This window comes from Kitasatospora sp. NPDC096204, from assembly GCF_044763205.1.
In the GTDB taxonomy this organism is placed as follows: domain Bacteria; phylum Actinomycetota; class Actinomycetes; order Streptomycetales; family Streptomycetaceae; genus Kitasatospora.
Genome location: NZ_JBIWFT010000050.1, coordinates 37,109 through 61,153 on the forward strand (window position 1 = coordinate 37,109; position 24,045 = coordinate 61,153).

Sequence of the window (24,045 nt, forward strand, 5' to 3'; positions counted from 1 at the left end):
GCAACGCGGGCAGTGTGATCTCCGGCCGGATGGCGTACGCCTTCGGTCTGGAGGGTCCGGCGGTCACCATCGACACCGCCTGCTCCTCCTCGCTGGTCGCCCTGCACCTCGCGGCGCAGGCGCTGCGCGGCGGCGAGTGCTCGATGGCGCTGGCCGGCGGTGTCGCCGTGATGGCGACGCCGGGCGCGTTCGTCGAGTTCAGCCGCCAGCGCGGGCTGGCCGCCGACGGGCGGTGCAAGCCGTTCGCGGAGGCCGCCGACGGCACCGGCTGGTCGGAGGGCGCGGGCCTGGTGCTGTTGGAGCGGCTGTCCGACGCGCGGCGCAACGGGCACCCCGTGCTCGCCGTCGTCCGCGGCTCCGCCGTCAACCAGGACGGCGCCAGCAACGGGCTGAGCGCGCCGAACGGTCCGTCGCAGCAGCGGGTGATCCGCGCGGCGCTGGCCGACGCCGGACTGTCCGGCGGCGAGGTCGACGTGGTCGAGGCGCACGGCACCGGCACGGTGCTGGGCGACCCGATCGAGGCGCAGGCGCTGCTGGCCACCTACGGTCAGGAGCGAGGCGAGGAGCCGCTGTGGCTGGGCTCGTTGAAGTCCAACCTCGGCCACACCCAGTCGGCCGCCGGTGTGGCGGGCGTGATCAAGATGGTGCTGGCCATGCAGCACGCCGTCCTGCCGCGGACGCTGCACGTGGACGAGCCGTCCACGCACGTCGACTGGACGGCCGGCGCGGTGGAACTGCTGCGTGAGCAGCGGGACTGGCCGCAGACCGGGCGGCCGCGCCGGGCCGGTGTGTCGGCCTTCGGCGTGAGCGGCACCAACGCCCACGTCATCCTGGAGCACGCCCCGGCCGTGGAGCCGGAGCAGGCCGGGCCGGCCGGGGCTGTCGAGCCGGCCGAAGCTGTCGGGGTCGAGGGCCCCGCGCTCGTGGCACTGTCCGGCCGCACCGAGGTCGCGCTGCGCGACCAGGCCCGCCGGCTGAGCGCGCGGGTGGCCGCCGACGCCGGGCTGCGCCCGGCCGATCTGGCCTACTCGCTCGCGGTCGGCCGCACCGACCTGAACCGTCGCGCGGTGCTGCTCGCGGACGACCGGGCGGAGCTGCTGCGCTCGCTCGCGGCCCTGGCGGAGGGCGGTACGGCCGCCGGGCTGCTGCGCGGCACCCCGCGCGGCGGGAAGCTCGCGTTCCTGTTCTCCGGTCAGGGCAGCCAGCGGCTCGGCATGGGCCGGGAGCTGTACGGCACCTACCCGGTGTTCGCGGACGCCTTCGACGCGGTCTGCGCCCGGGTCGAACTGCCGTTGCGCGAGGCCGTGTTCGGCGAGGACGCCGCGGTTCTCGCCCGCACCGAGTTCACCCAGCCGGCGCTGTTCGCGGTCGAGGTGGCGCTGTTCCGGCTGTATGAGAGCTGGGGGGTCCGTCCGGACGTCCTGGCCGGTCACTCGATCGGTGAGCTGGCGGCCGCGCATGTCGCGGGCGTCCTGTCGCTGGACGACGCCGTCGCCCTGGTGTCCGCCCGTGGCCGCCTGATGCAGGCGCTGCCGGAGGGCGGCGCGATGGTGGCGGTGAAGGCCACCGAGGCCGAGATCCTGCCGCTGCTGACCGAGAACGTCGGCATCGCGGCCCTCAACGGTCCGACCTCCGTGGTGATTTCGGGTGACGAGGACGAAGTGCTCGCCATCGCCGGGCAGTTCGAGAAGAGCAAGAAGCTCAAGGTCTCGCACGCGTTCCACTCGCCGCTGATGGACGGCATGGTGGCGGAGTTCCGGGCCGTCGCCGAGGGCCTGGCCTACGCCGAGCCGGTGATCCCGGTCGTGTCCAACGTGACCGGTGAGCTGGCCACGGCGGAGGAGCTGTGCTCGCCCGCGTACTGGGTGCGCCACGTCCGCGAGGCGGTCCGCTTCGCCGACGGCATGCGGACGCTGGAGGCCCAGGGCGTCACCACGTACCTGGAACTCGGCCCCGACGGCGTGCTCTCCGCCATGGGCCAGGACTGCGTCGACGGGCAGGACGCGGCCTTCGCCGCCGCCCTGCGCGCCGAGCGGCCCGAGGCGCGGACCGCGCTGGAGGCGCTGGCCGCCCTGCACGCGCACGGTGTGACGCCGGACTGGTCCGCGCTGTTCGCGGGCACCGGTGCCCGCCGGGTGGACCTGCCGACCTACGCCTTCCAGCGCGAGCAGTACTGGCTCGGCGGCCCGGGCACGGCCCCGGCCGCGCCGGCCGACGGCCACCGGGACCCGGCGGAGACCGCGTTCTGGGCGGCCGTGGACGAGGGCGACCTCGCCGGGCTGGCCCGGACCCTGGACGTCACCGGGGACCAGCCGCTGAGCGCGGTGCTGCCCGCGATGTCCTCCTGGCACCGGGGCCTGCGCGAACTCGCCGAGGCCGCCGGCTCGTCCTACCGGATCGCCTGGCAGCCGGTCACCCCGGCCGCCGGGGCGCCGACCGGCACCTGGCTGGTCGTGGTGCCCGCCGAGCGGGCGCAGGACGCCGACGTCCTGGCCGTCCGGCGGTCGGTCGCCGAGGCCGGCGCCGAGCTGGTGGTGCTGCCGCTGGCCGAGGAAAGCCTCGACCGCGGCGAGACGGCGGCGCAGCTCGGCCGGGCCCTGCCGCAGGACCGCGCCCTGACCGGGGTGCTGTCCCTGCTGGCGGTGCCGGCCGAGCGGGCCGGGGACGAGGGCCTGCTGGCCCGGACCGGCGCGCTGGTGCAGGCGCTGGCCGACGCCGGTGTGACCGCCCCGCTGTGGGTGGCCACCCGGGGCGGCGCGGCGATCGGCGCCGACGGGCCGGTGCGCCCGGAGCGCGCGCGGCTGTGGGGCCTCGGCCGGGTGCTGGCGCTGGAGGCGCCGCAGGCCTGGGGCGGTCTGATCGACCTGCCGGAGGAGCTGGACGAGCGGGTGCTCGGCCGGTTCACCGAGGTGCTGGGCGCGGCCGACGGCGAGGACCAGCTGGTGCTGCGTTCCTCGGGCGTGTCGGTGCCGCGCCTGGTCCGGGCGGCGCGCCGCCCGCTGCCGGGTGACCGGTGGTGGGACGGGGCCGGGACGGTGCTGGTCTGCGGCGCCGACGGCGTGGTCGGCGAGCGGCTGGCCGCCCGCCTGGCCGCCGGCGGGGCCGAGCACCTGGTGCTGGCCGGCCGGACGGAGTGGGACGAGGAGGCGCTGCGGGCCGAGTCCGGCGTGCGGGTCACCGTCGTCGACGCCCCGGCCGGCGACCGCGCCGCGCTCGCCGCGCTGCTGGAGCGCCACCCGGTGACCGCCGTGGTGCACGCCGGTGCCGTGACCCCGGTCGGGGCCGTGGACGGCCTCCGGCCGCGGGAGTTGGCGGCGGCCGTGCGCGAGCGGGTCGCCGAGGTGCGCGCGCTGCACGAGCTGACGGCCGCACTGCCGCTGACCGCGTTCGTGGTCTGCTCCACGGCGGTCGGCGTCCTCGGCGGCGTCGGACACGGCGTGGACGCGGTCGCGCACGCGGAGCTGGCGGCCCTGGCCGCCGAGCGCCGCGCGGCCGGGCTGCCGGCGACGGTGATCGCCTGGGGCCCCTGGGCCGAGGAGGCCGACCGCGCCGGGACCACCGGTGCGTGGGAGCGGGCGGGCCTGCGTCCGCTGACCGCGCGGGCGGCGCTGGCGGCACTGCCGGGCGCCCTCGCGGAGCCGGACGGCGCCCCGCTGGTGGCGGACGTGGACTGGGCGCGCTTCGCGCTCGGCTACACCGCGAACCGGCCCGGCCTGCTGATCGGCGACCTGCCCGAGGTGCGTGAACTCGCCCGGGCCGTCCCGGCCGGCGCGGACTCCTCGCTGGCCCAGCGGCTGGCGCAGGTGCCCGCGGCGGACCGCGACCGGGTGCTGCTGGACTTCGTCCGCTCCGAGGTGGCGGCCGTCCTCGGCCACACCACCCCGGACGCGGTGGAGCCCACCCGGGCGTTCCAGGAGCTCGGCTTCGACTCGCTGATCGCGGTGGAGCTGAGCAAGCGCCTCGCCGGGGAGACCGGGCTGAAGCTGTCGCCGACCCTGGTCTTCGACCACCCGAACGCCACCGCCCTGGCCGACCACCTGCGCTCGCGGGTGCTCGGCGCCCAGGACGGGGACGGCCTGCCGGTTGCGGCCCGTCCCTCGGCCGGGGACGACGACCCGATCGCGATCGTCGCGATGGCCTGCCGCTACCCGGGCGGCGTCCAGTCGCCCGAGGACCTGTGGCGGCTGGTCTCGGAGGGCACCGACGCGGTGACCGCCTTCCCGACCGACCGCGGCTGGGACCTGGCCGGGCTGTACGACCCGGACCCGGCCAAGAGCGGCAAGAGCTACGCCCGTGAGGGCGGGTTCCTGCACGACGCGGCGCAGTTCGACCCGATGTTCTTCGGCATCTCGCCGCGTGAGGCGCTGGCGATGGACCCGCAGCAGCGGGTGCTGCTGGAGGTCACCTGGGAGGCGTTCGAGCGGGCCGGGATCGACCCCGCCGCCGTGCGCGGCGACCGGGTCGGCGTCTTCGCCGGCACCAACGGCCAGGACTACGCGCCGCTGCTGGAGGGTTCGCAGGAGGCCGAGGGGCTGGTCGGGACCGGCAACGCGGCGAGCGTCGCCTCCGGCCGGATCTCCTACACCTTCGGGCTGGAGGGCCCGGCGGTGACGGTGGACACCGCCTGCTCCTCCTCGCTGGTCGCCCTGCACCTCGCGGCCCAGTCGCTGCGCAGCGGCGAGTGCTCGCTCGCCCTGGCCGGCGGTGTGATCATCACCTCGACCCCGGGTGTGTTCGTCGAGTTCAGCCGCCAGCGCGGCCTGGCCGCCGACGGCCGCTGCAAGTCCTTCGCCGCGGCGGCGGACGGCACCGGCTGGGGCGAGGGCGCGGGCATGCTGCTGCTGGAGCGCCTGTCCGACGCCCGCCGCAACGGCCACCGCGTACTGGCGGTCGTCCGCGGCACCGCCGTCAACCAGGACGGCGCCAGCAACGGCCTGACCGCCCCCAACGGCCCGGCCCAGCAGCGCGTCATCCGCCAGGCCCTGGCCAACGCCCGCCTGACCCCCGGTCAGGTCGACGTGGTCGAGGCGCACGGCACCGGCACCCGGCTCGGTGACCCGATCGAGGCGCAGGCGCTGCTGGCCACCTACGGCCAGGAGCGCGGCGAGAACGGCGAGCCGCTCTGGCTCGGCTCGCTGAAGTCCAACATCGGCCACACCCAGGCGGCGGCCGGCGTCGGCGGCATCATCAAGATGGTCATGGCGATGCGGCACGGCGTCCTGCCGAAGACCCTGCACGTGGACGAGCCGACGCCGAACGTCGACTGGTCGGCGGGCGCGGTCGAGCTGCTCGCCGAGGCCAGGGACTGGCCCGAGACCGGTGCGCCGCGCCGCGCGGGCGTCTCCTCCTTCGGTGTCTCCGGCACCAATGCCCACGTCCTCATCGAGCAGGCCCCCGAGGCCGCGCCGATCGAGCCGGCTCCGGCCGACGAGACCACGGGCGCACTGCCCTGGGTGCTCTCCGCCCGCGGCAAGGCGGCCCTGCGGGCCCAGGCCGAGCGGCTGCGCGGCTTCGTCGAGGACAACCCCGGCCTCGCGCCGGCCGACCTCGGCCACGCGCTGGCGGCGACCCGCTCGACGTTCGAACACCGGGCCGTCGTGCTCGGCGGCGACCGTGCCGAGCTGCTCGCCGGACTGACCGCCCTCGCCGCGGGCAGCGGCAGCGGCTACGTCCAGGGCCTGGCCCGCAGCGGCCGCACCGCCGTCGCCTTCACCGGTCAGGGGAGCCAGCGTCCGGGCATGGGCCGGGAGCTGTACGAGGCCTACCCGGTGTTCGCGGACGCCTTCGACGCGGTCTGCGCTCGGGTCGAACTCCCGCTGAAGGAAGCGGTGTTCGGCGACGACGCTGCGGTTCTCGCCCGTACGGAGTTCACCCAGGTCGCGCTGTTCGCGGTCGAGGTGGCGCTGTTCCGGCTGGTGGAGAGCTGGGGTGTGCGTCCGGACTTCCTGGTGGGCCACTCGATCGGTGAGCTGGTGGCCGCGCACGTCGCGGGCGTCCTCTCGCTGGACGACGCGGTGGCGCTGGTCGCGGCGCGTGGCCGGCTGATGCAGGCGCTGCCGGAGGGCGGCGCGATGGTCGCGGTCAAGGCCTCGGAGGAGGAGGTGCTGCCGCTGCTGACCGCTCGGGTGAGCATCGCGGCGATCAACGGGCCGACCTCCGTGGTGGTTTCGGGCGAGGAGTCCGAAGTCCTGGCGATCGCCGGGAAGTTCGAGAAGACCAAGCGGCTGAGCGTCTCGCACGCGTTCCACTCGCCGCTGATGGACGGGATGGTGGAGGAGTTCCGGGCCGTTGCCGAGGGGCTGACGTACAGCGCCCCGCGCATCCCGGTGGTCTCCAATGTGACCGGTTCGCTGGCCACGGCGGAGGAGCTGTGCTCGCCCGAGTACTGGGTGCGCCACGTCCGCGAGGCGGTCCGCTTCCTCGACGGGATGCGCACCCTGGAAGCCCAGGGCGTCACCACGTACCTGGAGCTGGGCCCCGACGGTGTGCTCACCGCCATGGGCCAGGACTGCGTCGACGCCGACGGCAACGCCGTCCTCGTCGCCGCCCTGCGCGGCGACCGGCCCGAGGCCCGCACCCTGCTGGCGGCCGTGGCCCGGCTGCACGTCCAGGGGGTGGCCGTCGACTGGCCGGCCCTGTACGGGAACCGGCCGGTGCCGGCGCTCGACCTGCCCACGTACGCCTTCCAGCGGCAGCGCTACTGGCCCGAGGTCGGCACGGCCGACGCGCCGGCCGCGCCCTCCGCAGCCGCCGACCCGACGGAGGAGCGGTTCTGGACGGCCGTCGAGCAGGGCGACCTGGCCCGGCTCGCCGACACGCTGGACGTCGCCGAGGAGAACCGCTCGGCGCTGCGCGAGGTGCTGCCCGCCCTGACCGGCTGGCGCCGGCAGAGCCGGGAGCGCGCCACCCTGGACGCCTGGCGCTACCGGGCCACCTGGCAGACCCTGCCGGAGGACCCGGCGGCCGGGCTCACCGGCAGCTGGCTGCTGGTGGCGCCCGCCGACGGCCCCGGCGCCGAGCTGGCGCAGGCCGCCGCGGACGCCCTCGGCGGACACGGCGCCGACGTCCGGCAGCTGACGGTGGCCACCGGCGAGGCGCAGGCCGAGGGCTTCGCCGCCCGACTCGCCGGCGCGGCCGCCGACGGGGACGCCCCGACCGGCGTGCTCTCGCTGCTCGCCCTGGACGACCGCCCGCACCCCGAGCACCCCGCCCTGTCGGCGGGCGTCACCGCGAGCGTCCGGCTGGTCCAGGCGCTCGGTGAGGCCGGCGTCGCCGCCCCGCTGTGGCTGGCCACCAGCGGCGCCGTCGCCGCCGGAGCCGGCGAGCGGATCGAGCACGGCGGCCAGGCCCAGATCTGGGGCCTCGGCCGGACCGCGGCCCTCGAACACCCGGACCGCTGGGGCGGCGTGATCGACCTGCCCGCGACGCTCGACGAGCGGAGCGGCCGCCGCCTCGCGGCCGCCCTGGCCGCCGGCGAGGGCGAGGACCAGCTGGCGCTGCGCGCCGACGCCACGTACGTCCGGCGCCTGGAGCACGCTCCGCTGCCGGCCGGCCCGGTCGACGGCTGGCAGGCCCGCGGTACCGTCCTGGTCACCGGCGGTACCGGCGCCCTGGGCGCCCGGGTCGCCCGCTGGCTGACCGCCAACGGCGCCGAGCACCTGGTGCTGACCAGCCGCCGGGGCGCCGACGCCCCGGGCGCGGCCGAGCTGCGCGCGGAGCTGGAGGGCCTCGGAGCCCGGGTCACCCTGGCCGCCTGCGACGCGGCGGACCGGACCGCGCTCGCGGCCCTGGTCGCCGGGCTCGCCGGGGCCGGCGACCCGGTGCGGGCGGTGGTGCACGCGGCAGGGGTCAGCCAGGCCTCGCCGATCGGCGCCACCGGAATTTCCGAATTCGCCGACGTGGTGAATGCGAAGGTGGCCGGAGCGGTGCACCTGGACGAATTGTTCGGCGCGAATTCCGAACCGCTCGACGCATTCGTCCTGTTCTCCTCGATCGCCGCCACCTGGGGTGGTGCCGGCCAAGCCGGATACGCCGCGGCCAACGCATTCCTGGACGCGCTCGCCGAGCGGCGCCGGGCCGCCGGCCTCACCGCCACCGCGGTGGCGTGGGGCCCGTGGGGCGGCGGCGGCATGGCCGCCGAGGACGACGCGGAGGAGCAGCTGCGCCGCCGCGGCCTGCCGGTGCTCGACCCGGCGACGGCCATCGCCGCCCTCGGCGCGGCCCTCGACCACGGCGACACCGCGGTCACCGTCGCCGACGTGGACTGGGCGCTGTTCGCGCCCGGCTTCACGGCGGTGCGCCCCAGCCCGCTGATCGGCGACCTGCCGGAGGTCCGGCGGGCGCTGGGCACCGACGGCGCCGCGGACCGGGCGGACGACGGCGAGGCCTCGGCCGAGCTGCGCGGGCAGCTCGCCGAGCTGCCGGAGGCCGGCCAGGAGCAGCTGCTGCTGGACCTGGTCCGCACCCACGTGGCCGAGGTGCTCGGCCACCAGGGGGTGGAGGAGGTCGAGGCCGACCGGGCGTTCAACGAGCTCGGCTTCGACTCGCTGACGGCGGTGGAGCTGCGCAACCGGCTCAACCTGCTGGGCGGGCTGCGACTGCCGTCCTCGCTGGTGTTCGACTACCCGACGCCGCTGGCCCTCGCCCGGCACCTGCGCACCGAGCTGGCACCCGACGGCGCGCCGAGCGCGACCGACCTGCTCGGCGAACTCGACCGGCTGGAGGCCGCCATGGCGGCCGCCGCGCCGGACGACCTGACCCGGACGAAGATCAAGGTCCGGATGCAGGCGCTGCTCTCCCAGTGGGACGACGGCCCGGGCAAGTCCGAGCCGGTGGGCGGCAGCGCGTTCGACGCCACCAGCGACGAGGAACTCTTCGCCCTCATCAACCGCGACCTCGGGAGGGGATGACGCCCATTCGGGGCGAATGGCCGTGAATTCTCCGTCGTGAATCCGTCGTGAATTCGGGCCGCTGAGCGGGGGTCGGGAATTGTCCCGGCCCCCGCTTCGTCATGGGGGCCCTAGGGGGGCTGGTAGGGGTTGTCCGCCTTCACCGCCCTTCATAGCGTCAGGGCGAAACCCTTCACTGTTGTGGTCCAGTCGTGTGCGCGTGCGTGCCCGGAGGACCCGCTCACCCCGATGAGGTGGCCCTCCGCATGGCGAATGAAGAGACGCTTCGCGACTACCTCAAGTGGGTGACCGCGGACCTCCAGCAGACCAAGCAGCAGCTGAGGGACCTCCAGGCGGAGAGCCGGGAACCGATCGCCATCGTGGGCATGGCCTGCCGCTACCCCGGCGGCATCGACACCCCGGAACGACTGTGGGACCTGGTCGCGGACGGGCGGGACGCCATCGGCGGCTTCCCCGAGGACCGCGGCTGGGACCTCGACGGGCTGTACGACCCGGACCCTGAGCACGCCGGCACCAGCTACGCGCGCGAGGGCGGCTTCCTGCGCGCGGTGGGGGAGTTCGACGCGGGCTTCTTCGGGATCTCACCGCGCGAGGCCCTCGCGATGGACCCGCAGCAGCGACTGCTCCTTGAGACCTCCTGGGAGGCCTTCGAGCGGGCCGGTCTCGACCCGGCCGCGCTCAAGGGCGGAAAGACCGGGGTCTTCGTCGGCACCGCCGGCCAGGACTACCTGGGCCTGGTGGTCGCCGGCGAAGCCGAGGGCGCCGAGGGCCACCTCGCCACCGGCAACGCGGCCAGCGTGCTCTCCGGCCGCCTCGCCTACACCTTCGGGCTCGAGGGCCCGGCCGTCACCGTCGACACCGCCTGCTCCTCCTCCCTGGTCGCCCTCCACCTCGCCGTCCAGTCGCTGCGCAACGGCGACTCCACGCTCGCCCTGGCCGGCGGTGCGACGATCATGTCCACCCCGTCCTCCTTCATCGAGTTCAGCCGCCAGCGCGGCCTGGCCGTCAACGGCCGCTGCAAGCCCTTCGCGGAGGCCGCCGACGGCACCGGCTGGGCCGAAGGCGTCGGCATGCTCCTGCTGGAGCGGCTGTCCGACGCGCAGCGCAACGGCCACCAGGTGCTCGCGGTCGTGCGCGGCAGCGCGATCAACCAGGACGGTGCCAGCAACGGGCTCACCGCCCCCAACGGCCCGGCCCAGCAGCGCGTCATCCTGCGCGCCCTGGCCAACGCCCGGCTCTCGGCGGGCCAGGTCGACGCCGTCGAGGCGCACGGCACCGGCACGGTGCTCGGCGACCCGATCGAGGCCCAGGCCCTGCTCGACACCTACGGCCAGGACCGGCCCGCCGGCCGTCCGCTGTGGCTGGGCTCGCTCAAGTCCAACCTCGGCCACTCGCAGGCCGCGGCCGGTGTCGGTGGCGTGATCAAGATGGTCATGGCGCTGCGCAACGGCGTGCTGCCGCAGACCCTCCACGTCGACCGCCCGACCTCGCACGTCGACTGGTCCGGCGGCGCTGTGGAACTGCTGACCGAGGCGCGCGACTGGCCCGCGGCGGAGGAGCCGCGCCGGGCGGGCGTCTCGGCCTTCGGCATGAGCGGCACCAACGCGCACGTCGTCCTGGAGGAGGCCCCGGCGGCGGAGGCCGGTGCCGCCGACGCGCCGTCCGAGTCGGCCGGTTCGGCCGATCAGGCGGGACCGGCCGTCTGGGCCGCCACCGCCGGCGGCCCGCTGCCCTGGGTGGTGTCCGCGCGCGGGGAGACCGCGCTGCGCGCCCAGGCCGGCAAGCTGGCCGCCTTCGTACAGGAGGCCGGAGCGGAGCTCTCCCTCGCCGGCGTCGGCGCCGAACTCGCCCACGGCCGCGCCCGGTTCGACGAGCGGGCCGTGGTCCTGGCGGGGGAGCGGGACGAACTGCTGGCCGGGCTGGGCGCGTTGGCCTCGGGTCAGGACGAGGGAACCTCGTCGGTGGTCCGCGGTTCCGGGGCCGGCGGCAAGCTCGTCATGGTCTTCCCGGGGCAGGGGTCGCAGTGGCTGGGCATGGCCCGGGAGCTGCTCACGGACTCGCCGGTGTTCCGTTCCCGGATGGAGGAGTGCGCCAAGGCACTTGCTCCGCATGTGGATTGGGAGCTGCTGGAGGTCGTCTCGGGTGAGGACGGCGGGTGGATGGAGCGGGTGGACGTGGTCCAGCCGGTGCTGTTCGCCGTGATGGTGTCGCTGGCTGCCCTCTGGCGTGCGAATGGTGTGGAGCCGTCGGCGGTGGTGGGTCACTCGCAGGGCGAGATTGCCGCCGCCGCTGTCTCCGGTGCGCTGTCGCTGGAGGACGCGGCGCTGGTGGTGGCGCTGCGCAGTCAGGCGATCATCGAACTGTCGGGCCTGGGTGGCATGGTGTCCGTTCCGCTGCCGGTGGAGAGCGTCCGCGAGCTGCTGTCCGGCCGTGGGGGAATCTCGATCGCGGCCGTCAACGGCCCGAACTCCGTCGTGGTCTCTGGCGATGCTGGTGCCCTGGACGAGCTGGTGGAGCACTGCGGCGCGCAGGAGATCCGGGCTCGTCGTATCGCGGTGGATTACGCGTCGCACTCGGCGCATGTGGAGCGCATCGAGGCCCGCCTGGCCGAGCTGCTGGCCCCGGTCACGCCGCGTGTGCCGGAGGTGCCGTTCCACTCCACCGTGACCGGTGAGGACATCGATTCGGCCGCGCTGGACGCCGGTTACTGGTACCGCAACCTGCGCCAGACCGTGGAGTTCGCGGCGACCGTCGAGGCCCTCCTTGCGTCCGGTCACTCGCAGTTCGTCGAGGTGAGTGCCCATCCGGTGCTGACCGTCGGTATCCAGGAGTCCATCGACGCCAGCGCCGTCGAGGCGACCGTCCAGGGCACCCTGCGCCGTGACCACGGTGGCCGGGAGCGTTTCCTGACCGCCCTCGCCGAGGCCTGGGCCAACGGCGCCACCGTCGACTGGGCCGCCCAGTTCCCCACGGCCCGCCGCATCGACCTGCCGACCTACGCCTTCCAGCGCGAGAAGTACTGGCCGAAGCCGGGCACGCGCGGTATCGGTGACGTGCTGTCCGCCGGTCTGGGTGCGGCCGACCACCCGCTGCTGGGCGCGGCGGTGGCACTGGCCGACCGCGACGGGCACGTCTTCACCGGTCGCCTCTCGGTGCAGACGCACCCGTGGCTGGCCGATCACGCGGTGGCCGGCACGGTGATTCTGCCCGGCACCGCCTTCGTCGAGCTGGCCGTTCGTGCGGGTGACCAGGCCGGCTGTGACGTGTTGGAGGAGCTGACCCTGGAGGCGCCGCTGGTGCTGCCCGTCCAGGGCGGCGTGGCGGTGCAGGTGGTGGTCGGTTCGCCCGACGCCGACGGCCGCCGCGAGGTGGAGGTCTACTCCCGCCCCGACGACGCCGAGGGAACGGACGAGCCGTGGGCCCGTCACGCCACCGGCACCCTTTCCCGGGGCGGTGCCGTCGCCCCGGACTTCGACCTCGCCGTCTGGCCCCCGCGGGACGCCGTCGAGCTGCCCGTCGCGGACCTCTACGAGCGCTTCGAGGCCGGCGGTTTCGCCTACGGTCCGGCGTTCCGCGGCCTGCGGGCCGCGTGGCAGCGCGGGGACGAGGTCTTCGCCGAGGTCGAACCGGTGCAGGAGGAGCAGGACCGGGCCGGCCGCTTCCGGCTGCACCCGGCGCTGCTCGACGCGGCCCTGCACGCGGCCGGCCTCGGCGGGCTGCTCCCCGGGGCGGAGGGCGGACTGCTGCCCTTCGCCTGGACCGGGCTGCGGGTGTACGCCACCGGTGCCGCCGCGCTGCGGGTGCGACTGGCCCCGGCCGGGCACAACGCCGTCTCGGTGGCGCTCGCGGACCCGACCGGCGCCCCGGTGGCCACGGCCGACGCGCTGACCCTGCGCCCGCTCGACGTGGAGCGGCTGCACTCCGCCGCGCGCGGCGCGCGCACCCCGCTGTACCGCATCGACTGGACCGCCCAGGAGACCGCCGCCCAGGAGGCCGCTGCCCGAGGGGCCGCCGCCCAGGGGCCCGCCGCCCCGGCCGAGGCCGCCCGCTGGGCCGTGCTCGGCTCCGACGCGACCGTGGCGCCCGACGCCGTCCGGTACCCCGACCTCGCCGCCCTGCTGGCCGCCGTCGCCGCCGGGGAGGCCGCCCCGGAGACCGTGGTCGCGCCGGTCGCCGTCGGCTCCGCCGACCAGGTCGAGGAGGCGCACCGCGCCGCCGCGGCCGCGCTGGCCCTCGCCCAGGAGTGGCTGGCCGCCGAACCCCTGGCCGCCGCCCGCCTGGTGCTGGTGACCCGCGGCGCCGTGGCCGCGCTCGACGCGGACGCCGTCGAGCGGCCCGCGCACGCCACGGTCTGGGGCCTGCTCCGCTCCGCGCAGTCCGAGCACCCGAACCGCTTCGTCCTGGTCGACCTGGACGACGAGGCCGCCTCGGCCGCCGCGCTGCCCGCCGCCGTCGCCACCGGTGAGCTCCAACTCGCCCTGCGCGCCGGTGAGGTGCTGGCCCCCCGGCTGGTCCGGGCACTGTCCGAGCAGCACGCCGCCCCCGGCCCGTCCGCGCTGGACCTCGACGGCACGGTGCTGATCACCGGCGGCACCGGCACCCTGGGCGCGTTGCTGGCCCGCCACCTGGTGGCCGAGCACGGCGCCCGCCATCTGCTGCTGGCCGGCCGCCGGGGCGAGGCCGCGCCCGGTGCGGTCGAGCTGCGCGACGAACTGGCCGCGCTGGGCGCCGAGGTGACGGTCGCCGCCTGCGACGCCGCCGATCGCGCGGCGCTCGCCGCCCTGCTGGACACCGTCCCCGCCGACCGCCCGCTCACCGCCGTGGTGCACGCGGCCGGTGTCCTGGACGACGGCATGCTGGACGCGCTGACCCCGGAGCGCCTGGAGCGGGTGCTGCGCGCGAAGGTCGACGCGGCCGTCCACCTGGACGAGCTGACCCGCGACCGGCAGCCGGCGCTCTTCGTGCTCTACTCCGGCGCCGCCGGCGTCCTCGGCGCCGTCGGCCAGGCCAACTACGCGGCCGCCAACGCCTTCCTGGACGCGCTCGCCGCCCGGCGCCGGGCCGCCGGCCTGCCCGCCACCTCGCTCGCCTGGGGCCTGTGGGAGCAGGCCAGCGGCATGACCGGCCACCTGGGGGCCGCCGACCTCACCCGGATGCGCCGCTCGGGCCTGCACGCGCTGCCGTCCGCCGAGGCGCTGGGCCTGTTCGACCTCGCGGTGCGCACCGGGCACGCCCTGCTGCTGCCGGTCCGCCTGGACCTGGCCGTGCTGCGCGCCCAGGCCGACCGCCTGCCCACGCTGTTCCGCACGCTCGTCCCGGCCCCCGTCCGGCGTGCCGCGCGGGGCGCCGGCGCCGAGGCCGACGGCTCGCCGCTGCTGCGCCGGCTGGCCGGCCGTTCGGCCGCCGAGCAGGAGCGGCTGCTCACCGAGCTGGTGTGCACCCAGGCCGCCGGAGCCCTCGGCCACCGGTCGGCCGAGGCGGTGCACGCCGACCGGGCCTTCAAGGAGCTCGGCTTCGACTCCCTGATGTCCGTCGAGCTGCGCAACCGGCTGGGCCGGGCCACCGGCCTGCGGCTGCCCGCCACCCTGGTCTTCGACCACCCCACCCCGGCCGCGCTCGCCCGCCACCTGCGGGCCGGTCTGGCCCCCGCCGCCACCGCCCCGGCCGCCCCGGCGGTCCGCCGCGCCGCGGCCGACGACGAGCCGATCGCCATCGTCGCGATGAGCTGCCGCTACCCCGGCGGCGTGCGCACCCCCGAGCAGCTGTGGCAGCTGGTCGCCGAGGGCACCGACGCCGTCGCCGCGCTGCCCGCCGACCGCGGCTGGGACGCGGACGCCGTCTACGCCTCCGACCCGGACCACGCGGGCGGACGCTTCCGCCGCGAGGGCGCGTTCGTGTACGACGCGGCCGACTTCGACCCGGGCCTGTTCGGCATCTCGCCGCGCGAGGCGATGGCCATGGACCCGCAGCAGCGGCTGCTGCTGGAGACGTCCTGGGAGGCCTTCGAGCGGGCCGGCATCGCCCCGGAGCGCGTGCGCGGCACCCGCGCGGGCGTCTTCGTCGGCGCGATGTACCACGACTACGGCGCCCGCCTGTACGGCGTCTCCGAGGGCCTGGAGGACTTCGACGGCTACCTCGGCAACGGCAACACCGGCAGCGTGGCCTCCGGCCGCGTCGCCTACACCTTCGGCCTGGAGGGCCCGGCCGTCACCGTCGACACCGCCTGCTCCTCCTCCCTGGTCGCCCTGCACCTGGCCGCCCAGGCGCTGCGGGGCGGCGAGTGCGAGCTGGCGCTGGCCGGCGGTGTGACGGTGATGTCCACCCCCACGGTCTTCGTCGAGTTCATCCGCCAGCGCGGCCTGGCCGCCGACGGGCGCTGCAAGTCCTTCGCCGGTGCCGCCGACGGCACCGGCTGGGGCGAGGGCGTCGGCATGCTGCTGCTGGAGCGGCTCTCCGACGCCCGGCGCAACGGGCACCCCGTGCTCGCCGTGGTGCGCGGCAGCGCTGTCAACCAGGACGGTGCCAGCAACGGCCTCACCGCCCCCAACGGCCCCTCCCAGCAGCGCGTCATCCGCCAGGCCCTCGCCAACGCCGGACTGACCGCCGCCCAGGTGGACGCCGTGGAGGCGCACGGCACCGGCACCGCGCTGGGCGACCCGATCGAGGCCCAGGCCCTGCTCGCCACCTACGGGCAGGAGCGCAGCGGGGACCCGCTGTGGCTCGGCTCGATCAAGTCCAACATCGGGCACAGCCAGGCCGCCGCCGGTGTGGCCGGCGTGATCAAGATGGTCATGGCGATGCGGGAGGGTGTGCTGCCGCAGACCCTGCACGTCGACGAGCCGTCCCCGCACATCGACTGGGCCTCCGGCGCCGTCGAGCTGCTCACCGAGGCCCGCCCCTGGCCGGAGACCGGGCGCCCGCGTCGTGCGGCCGTCTCCTCCTTCGGGATCAGCGGCACCAACGCCCACACCGTCATCGAGCAGGCCCCCGCCGTCGAGCCGGTGGAGACCGTCCGGCCCGTCCGGGCCTCCGGCCGCCCGCTGCTGCTGTCCGGCGCGACCGCGCAGGCGCTGCGCGACCAGGCGACCCGACTGCTCGACCACCTCGACGCCCACCCGGACGTCGACCTCGCCGACCTCGCGCACTCGCTCGGCACCACCCGGGCGGCGCTGGACCACCGGGCCGTCGTGGTCGCGGACGACCTCGCCTCCTTCCGCGGCGCCCTGGCGGCGCTGGCCGAGGGCGGCACGGCCGCCGGGCTGGTGGCCGGCGCGGCCGAGGGCGGCAGGCTCGCCTTCCTGTTCACCGGACAGGGCAGCCAGCGCCTCGGCATGGGCCGGGAGCTGTACGAGGCCCACCCGGTGTTCGCCGAGGCCTTCGACGCGATCTGCGACCGGGTCGAACTTCCCCTGCGCGACGCGGTGTTCGGCGACGACGCGGAGCTGCTGGACCGCACCGAGTACACCCAGCCGGCGCTGTTCGCCGTCGAGGTGGCGCTGTTCCGCCTGCTGGAGGGCTGGGGGGTCCGTCCGGACGTCCTGGTCGGCCACTCGATCGGCGAGATCGCCGCCGCCCACGTCGCGGGTGTGCTGTCGCTGGACGACGCGGTGGCGCTGGTGTCCGCTCGTGGCCGGCTGATGCAGGCGCTGCCGGAGGGTGGCGCGATGGTGGCGGTGAAGGCAGCCGAGGCGGACGTTCTGCCGCTGCTGACCGCCCAGGTGAGCATCGCGGCCGTCAACGGCCCGTCCTCCGTGGTGATTTCCGGGGACGAGGCCGAAGTTCTCGCCATCGCCGGGCAGTTCGAGAAGACCAAGCGGCTGAACGTCAGCCACGCCTTCCACTCGCCGCTGATGGACGGCATGCTGGCGGAGTTCCGCGCCGTCGCCGAGAGCCTGAGCTACACCGAGCCGGTCATCCCGGTCGTCTCCAACGTCACCGGCGCCCTGGCCACCGCCGAGGAGCTGTGCTCGCCCGAGTACTGGGTCCGGCACGTCCGCGAGGCCGTCCGCTTCCTCGACGGCATGCGCACCGCGGCGGCCCAGGGCGTCACCACCTTCGTCGAGCTCGGCCCCGACGGCGTGCTCTCCGCCATGGGCCAGGACTGCGTCGACGGCGGCACGTTCGCCCCCGTGCTGCGCGCCGACCGCCCGGAGGAGCGCAGCCTGCTGGCGGCGCTCGCCACCGCCCACGTCCACGGCGACGGCCCCGACTGGTCGGCCGTGCCCGCCGTCCGCGACGGCCGTGTGATCGACCTGCCGACCTACGCCTTCCAGACCCGCCGCTACTGGCTGGAGGCGCCCGCCGCCGGAGCGGCCGCGCCCGCCGGCACCCCGGGCGACGAGCGGTTCTGGACGGCCGTCGAGGACCAGGACGTCGCGGCCCTCGCCGGCACCCTGGAGCTGCCCGAGGACGGCGCCCTGCGCGAGGTGCTGCCCGCGCTGTCGAACTGGCGCCGGCAGCACCGCACCCGCGCCACCGTCGAGGGCTGGCGCTACCGCGTCCAGTGGAAGCCGCTCGGCGCGCCGGACACCGCCCGCCCCGCGGGCAGCTGGCTCACCGTCGCGCCCGTCGGCCTCCCGGACGGCGCGGCCGAGCGGCTGGCCGCCGTCGAGCGCGCCCTGACCGCGTCCGGCGCCGACGTCCGGCGCCTGGAGCTCGGCGCCGAGGCCGACCGGGCCCGGCTCGCCGAGCTGCTGCGCGACGCGGCCGCCGACGGCCAGGCCCCGGCCGGGATCCTCTCGCTGCTCGCCCTGGACGACGCCGAGCACCCCGCCCACCCGGGCGCGTCCGCCGCCCTGCTGCGGACCGCCCTGCTGGTCCAGGCCCTGGGCGACGCCGAGGTGACCGCCCCGCTCTGGCTGGCCACCGAGGCCGCCGTGGCCGTGTCGGGCGCCGAGCGGGTCGAGCACCCCGCCCAGGCCCAGCTGTGGGGCCTCGGCCGGGTGGTCGCCCTGGAGCACCCCGACCGCTGGGGCGGACTGGTCGACCTGCCCGCCGCCCTGGACGAGCGCACCGCCGCCCGCCTCGCCGCCCTGCTCGCGCCGGGCTCCGCCGAGGACCAGGTCGCGCTGCGCGCGAACGGCACGTTCGGCCGCCGCCTGGTCAGGGCCGAGCCCACCGGGGCCGCCGACTGGCGCCCGCGCGGCACCGTCCTGGTCACCGGCGGCACCGGCGCCCTGGGCACCCACGTCGCCCGCTGGCTGGCCGCCAACGGCGCCGAGCACCTCGTGCTCACCAGCCGCCGCGGCCTCGAAGCCCCCGGCGCGGCCGAGCTGCGCGACGAGCTGACCGCGCTCGGCGCCCGGGTCACGGTCGCCGCCTGCGACGCCGCCGACCGCACCGCCCTGGCCGCCCTGCTCGCCGAACACCCGGTGAACGCCGTCGTGCACGCGGCCGGCGTCGCCCAGAACGCGCCGCTCGCCGAGACCGACCCGGCGGAGTTCGCCGCCGTCGTCACCGGCAAGACCGCCGGAGCCGCCCACCTGGACGCGCTGCTGGACGGCACCGAGCTGGACGCCTTCGTCCTCTTCTCCTCCGTGGCGGGCGTCTGGGGCAGCGGCGGCCAGTGCGCCTACGCCGCCGCCAACGCCCACCTGGACGCGCTCGCCCAGGCCCGCCGCGCCCGCGGCCTCGCCGCCACCGCCGTCGCCTGGGGCCCGTGGGCCGAGGGCGGCATGGCCGCCGACGGCGGCGAGCACCTGCGCCGGCGCGGGCTGCGCCCGATGGCACCCGAGCAGGCGGTGGCCGCCCTGGCCCAGGCCGTCGGCGCGGGCGAGGACGCCCTCGCCGTGGCGGACCTCGACTGGCCCCTGTTCGCCGCCGGCTTCACCGCCGTACGCCCGTCCGCGCTGCTCGCCGACCTGCCGGAGGCGGTGGCGGCCCAGGCCGACACCACCCCCGCCGAGGAGGGCGCGGCCGGCGGGCTGCGGGCCGTCCTGGCCGGCGCCCCGGCCGCCGAGCGGGAGCGGATCCTGCTCGACCTGGTCCGCACCGAGGCCGCCGCGGTGCTCGGCCACGACTCCGTCGACGGGGTCCTCGCCGGGCGCCCGTTCAAGGAGCTGGGCTTCGACTCGCTGACCGCCGTCGAACTGCGCAACCGGATCGACGCGGCCGTGGGCCTGCGGCTGTCCGCCACGCTGGTCTTCGACTACCCGACCCCGGCCGTCCTCGCCGCCCACCTGGGCGCCGAACTCCTCGGCCCGGAGGCCGAGTCCACCGAGACCGTCGCTGTCCTCGGCGACCCGGACGAGCCGGTCGCCATCGTCGCGATGAGCTGCCGCTTCCCCGGTGGGGTGCGCACCCCCGAGCAGCTGTGGCGCCTGCTGGCCGAGGGCCGCGACGCCGTCGGCGGCTTCCCCGCCGACCGCGGCTGGGACCTGGAGGCGCTGTACGACCCGGACCCGGACAACGCCGGCACCAGTTACGCCCGAGAGGGCGGGTTCCTCTACGAGGCCGGGGAGTTCGACGCCGCGTTCTTCGGCATCAGCCCGCGCGAGGCCCTCGCCATGGACCCGCAGCAGCGGCTGCTCCTTGAGACCTCCTGGGAGGCCTTCGAGCGCGCCGGCATCGACCCGGAGACCGTACGCGGCAGCCGGACCGGCGTCTTCGCCGGCACCAACATGCAGGACTACACCAACCTGCTGTTCGCCTCCGAGGAGATCCTGGAGGGCCACCTCGCCACCGGCAACGCGGCCAGTGTGGTCTCCGGGCGCCTGGCGTATACCTTCGGTCTCGAGGGCCCGGCCGTCACCGTCGACACCGCCTGCTCGTCCTCCCTGGTCGCCCTGCACCTCGCGGCCCAGGCGCTGCGGGGCGGCGAGTGCTCGCTCGCCCTGGCCGGCGGTGCCACCGTGATGGCCACCCCGGGCGCCTTCATCGAGTTCAGCCGCCAGCGCGGCCTCGCCGACGACGGTCGCTGCAAGGCCTTCGCCGAGGCCGCCGACGGCACCGGCTGGGCCGAGGGCGTCGGCATGCTCCTGCTGGAGCGCCTCTCCGACGCCGAGCGCCTCGGCCACCCGGTGCTCGCGGTGGTCCGCGGCTCGGCCGTCAACCAGGACGGCGCCAGCAACGGCCTGACCGCCCCCAACGGCCCCGCGCAGCAGCGGGTCATCCGTCAGGCCCTGGCCGCCGCCCGCATGTCGGCCGGCGAGATCGACGCGGTCGAGGCGCACGGCACCGGCACCCGGCTCGGCGACCCGATCGAGGCGCAGGCGCTGCTGGCCACCTACGGCCAGGAGCGCGGCGAGAACGGCGAGCCGCTCTGGCTCGGCTCGGTGAAGTCCAACCTCGGCCACACCCAGGCCGCCGCCGGCGTCGCGGGCGTCATCAAGATGGTGCTGGCGATGCACGAGGGCGTGCTGCCCCGGACCCTGCACGTCGACGAGCCGTCGTCGCACGTGGACTGGGCCGCCGGCGCGGTCGAGCTGCTGACGGAGTCGCGGGACTGGCCCGAGACGGCGCACCCCCGCCGCTCCGCCGTCTCCTCCTTCGGCATGAGCGGCACCAACGCCCACGTCATCCTCGAACAGGCACCCGTGGCCTCCCCGGCCGAGGAGCCCGGCGCGGCACCGGCCGGCGCGGCTCCGCTGCCCTGGCTGCTGTCGGCCCGCAGCGCGGACGCCCTGCGCGAGCAGGCCGCCCGACTGCGCGACCACCTGACCGGCCAGGACGGCCCCGCCGCCGACTCCGTCGCCCACGCACTCGCCACCACGCGCTCCCTGCACGAGCACCGGGCCGTCGTGCTCGGCGCCGACCGGGACGAGCTGCTCGCCGGACTGGACGCCCTCGCCCAGGACGCCGCCACGGCGAACGTGCTCCAGGGCGTCGCGCGCGGCGGACGGACGGCGTTCCTGTTCACCGGGCAGGGCAGCCAGCGCCTCGGCATGGGCCGGGAGCTGTACGACACCTACCCGGTGTTCGCCGAGGCCTTCGATGCGGTCTGCGCGCGGGTCGAACTGCCGTTGCGCGAGGCCGTGTTCGGCGAGGACGCTGACGTTCTCGCCCGGACCGAGTTCACCCAGGTCGCGCTGTTCGCGGTCGAGGTGGCGCTGTTCCGCCTCTTCGAGAGCTGGGGTGTCCGGCCGGACGTCCTGGCCGGTCACTCGATCGGCGAGCTGGTGGCCGCGCATGTCGCGGGCGTCCTGACGCTGGACGACGCCGTCACGCTGGTCGCCGCTCGTGGCCGGCTGATGCAGGCGCTGCCCGAGGGCGGCGCGATGGTCGCGGTCAAGGCCTCGGAGGAGGAGGTGCTGCCGCTGCTGACCGCCCAGGTGAGCATCGCGGCCGTCAACGGCCCGACCTCCGTGGTGGTTTCGGGCGAGCAGGCCGAAGTCCTAGCGATCGCCGGGAAGTTCGGGAAGACCAAGCGACTGAGCGTCTCGCACGCGTTCCACTCCCCGCTGATGGACGGCATGGTGGACGAGTTCCGTGCCGTCGCCGAGGGCCTGAGCTTCTCCGCCCCGCGCATCCCGGTCGTCTCCAACGTCACCGGCGCCCTCGCCACCACCGAGGAGCTGTGCTCGCCCGCCTACTGGGTCCGGCACGTCCGCGAGGCCGTCCGCTTCCTCGACGGGATGCGCACCCTGGCGGCCGACGGCGTCACCACCTTCGTCGAGCTCGGCCCCGACGGCGTGCTGTCCGCGATGGCCCAGGAGTGCGTCGAGGACGGCGTGTTCGTCCCCGCGCTGCGCGCCGGCCGCCCCGAGCGGCCCACCGCCCTGGCCGCCCTCGGCCGGCTCTGCCTGACCGGCAGCGGCCCCGACTGGCAGGCACTCGCCGCCGGTCGGAGCGTGCGCCCGGTCGAGCTGCCGACCTACGCCTTCCAGCGCCGCCGCTACTGGCCGACGCTGCGCGCCCTGCCGACCGGCGACCCGGCCGGCCTGGGGCTGGAGGCCGCCGGACACCCGCTGCTCGGCGCCGCCGTCGCCCTCGCCGACACCGACGGCTACCTGTTCACCGGCCGTCTCTCGGTGCGGACCCACCCCTGGCTGGCCGACCACGCCGTCCAGGGCCGGATCCTGCTGCCGGGCACGGCCTTCGTCGAGCTCGCCGTCCGGGCGGGCGACGAGGTCGGCTGCGACGCGGTGGAGGACCTCACGCTCGAAGCGCCGCTGGTGCTGCCCGAGCGCGGAGGGATCGTTCTCCAGCTCACCGTCGGGGAGCCCGACGACGCCGGCCGCCGCCCCTTCCAGCTGCACTCCCGCCGGGAGGACGCCCCCGCCGGCGAGCCGTGGACCCGCCACGCGGCCGGTGCCCTCGGCACCGCCCCGGAGCGGGAGCCCTTCGATCTGTCGGTCTGGCCGCCCGCGGGCGCCGAGGCCGTCGACGCGAGCGGCTTCTACCAGGGCGCGGTCGACCTCGGCTTCGCCTACGGCCCGGCGTTCCAGGGCCTGCGCGCCGTCTGGCTGCGCGGGGACGACATCTTCGCCGAGGTCGCCCTGCCCGCCGAACACCACACCGAGGCGGGCCGCTACGGCCTGCACCCGGGCCTGCTGGACTCCGCGCTGCACGCGCTCGGCCTGGGCGCGGCCGCGGAGGCCGGCACCGAGGGGGCGGACGCCCCGCAGGGCAGGCTGCCGTTCGTCTGGAGCGACGTCGTCCTGCACGCGGCCGGCGCCCAGGCCCTGCGGGCGCGACTGACCCGCTCCGGCGGATCGGTCTCCCTCCAGCTGGCCGACGGCGCCGGAGCCCCGGTCGCCGACATCGGCTCGCTGGTCCTGCGCCCGGTCTCGGCCGCCGCTCTGGAGGCCTCGGCCACCGGTCACCCGGAGGCGCTGCACCGACTTGCCTGGACCCCGGTCGCTGTCACCGGTACGCCGGAGACGAGTGGTTGGGCCATGCTCGGGGCGAGTGACCTGCCGGTGTTGGGTGGTCTGCGGCAGGTGGCTGGTGTGGCCGCGTTGGCGGCGGCGGTGGACGAGGGTGCCGTGGTGCCCGAGGTCGTGGTCGCGGTCGTCGACGGTGAGGGTGCCGTTGAGGGCGGGGTCGCGGTGGCGGCCCGGTCGGTGGTGGCGCGGGTGTTGGAGTTGGTGCGTGGTTGGCTGGCGGAGGAGCGGTTCGCCGCTTCGCGGCTGGTGGTGGTGACGCGTGGTGCGGTGGCCGTGGGTGTGGGGGAGAGTCCGGACCTGGCGGTGGCGGCGGTGTGGGGTCTGGTGCGTTCGGCGCAGAGCGAGAACCCGGGCCGGCTGGTGCTGGTGGACGTGGACGGCGTGGTGGAGTCGCTCGCGGCTCTGGGTGCCGCCCTGGCTACCGGCGAGCCCCAACTCGCCCTGCGCGAAGGCACGGTGCTCGTACCGCGGGTGGCCAGGCCGTCCGCCGACACCCTGCCCGTTCCGACCACCGCCGCCGCCTGGCGGCTGGACTCCCCGCGCAAGGGGACGTTCGAGAACCTGGCGCTGCTCCCCGCCCCGGAAGCGGACCGCCCGCTGGTCGGCGAGGAGGTCCGGGTCGCGGTCCACGCGGCCGGCCTCAACTTCCGCGACGTCCTGAACGCCCTGGGCATGTACCCGGGCGACGCCGGGCCGATGGGCATCGAGGGCGCGGGCGTCGTCCTGGAGGTCGGGCCGGAGGTCACCGGCCTCGCTGTCGGCGACCGGGTGATGGGCCTGCTCTCGGGTGGCTTCGGCCCGCGCTCGGTCACCGACGGCCGGGTCCTGGCCCGCATCCCCGACGGTTGGACCTTCGAGCAGGCGGCCTCCGTACCGATCGTCTTCCTGACGGCGTACTACGCGTTGGTGGATCTGGGTGGTCTGCGGGCGGGTGAGCGGGTGCTGGTGCACGCGGCGGCCGGTGGTGTCGGGATGGCGGCGGTGCAGTTGGCGCGGCATCTGGGTGCCGAGGTGTTCGGCACGGCGAGCCCGGGCAAGTGGGAGGCCCTGCGGGGTTCGGGTCTGGACGACGCGCATATCGCGAACTCCCGGACGCTGGAGTTCGAGGGTGCGTTCCTGGCGGCCACGGGTGGTGCCGGGGTGGATGTGGTGCTGGACGCGTTGGCGGGGGAGTTCGTGGACGCCTCGCTGCGGTTGCTGCCGCGTGGTGGACGGTTCCTGGAGATGGGCAAGACGGACGTCCGTGAGCCGGCGGCGGTCGCGGCCGCGCACGAGGGTGTGCGGTATCAGGCGTTCGATCTGATCGAGGC

2 protein-coding genes (1 of these 2 running past the window's edge) are annotated in these 24,045 nt (G+C 76.2%); both read left to right on the plus strand.

Going from position 1 to position 24,045, the window contains the following annotated elements; translation table 11 throughout:
* Positions 1-8,909, plus strand: partial view of a type I polyketide synthase gene (locus ACIQ87_RS35945; RefSeq protein ID WP_402415432.1) — the end only. It extends 25,132 nt beyond the left edge of the window; the window shows 8,909 of its 34,041 coding nt (coding positions 25,133-34,041); the start codon falls outside the window, past its left edge; the stop codon is at positions 8,907-8,909.
* Positions 8,910-9,154: 245 nt separating this feature from the next.
* The coding region (locus tag ACIQ87_RS35950; protein WP_402415435.1) for a type I polyketide synthase at positions 9,155-24,045 on the plus strand (14,891 nt) is incomplete at its 3' end.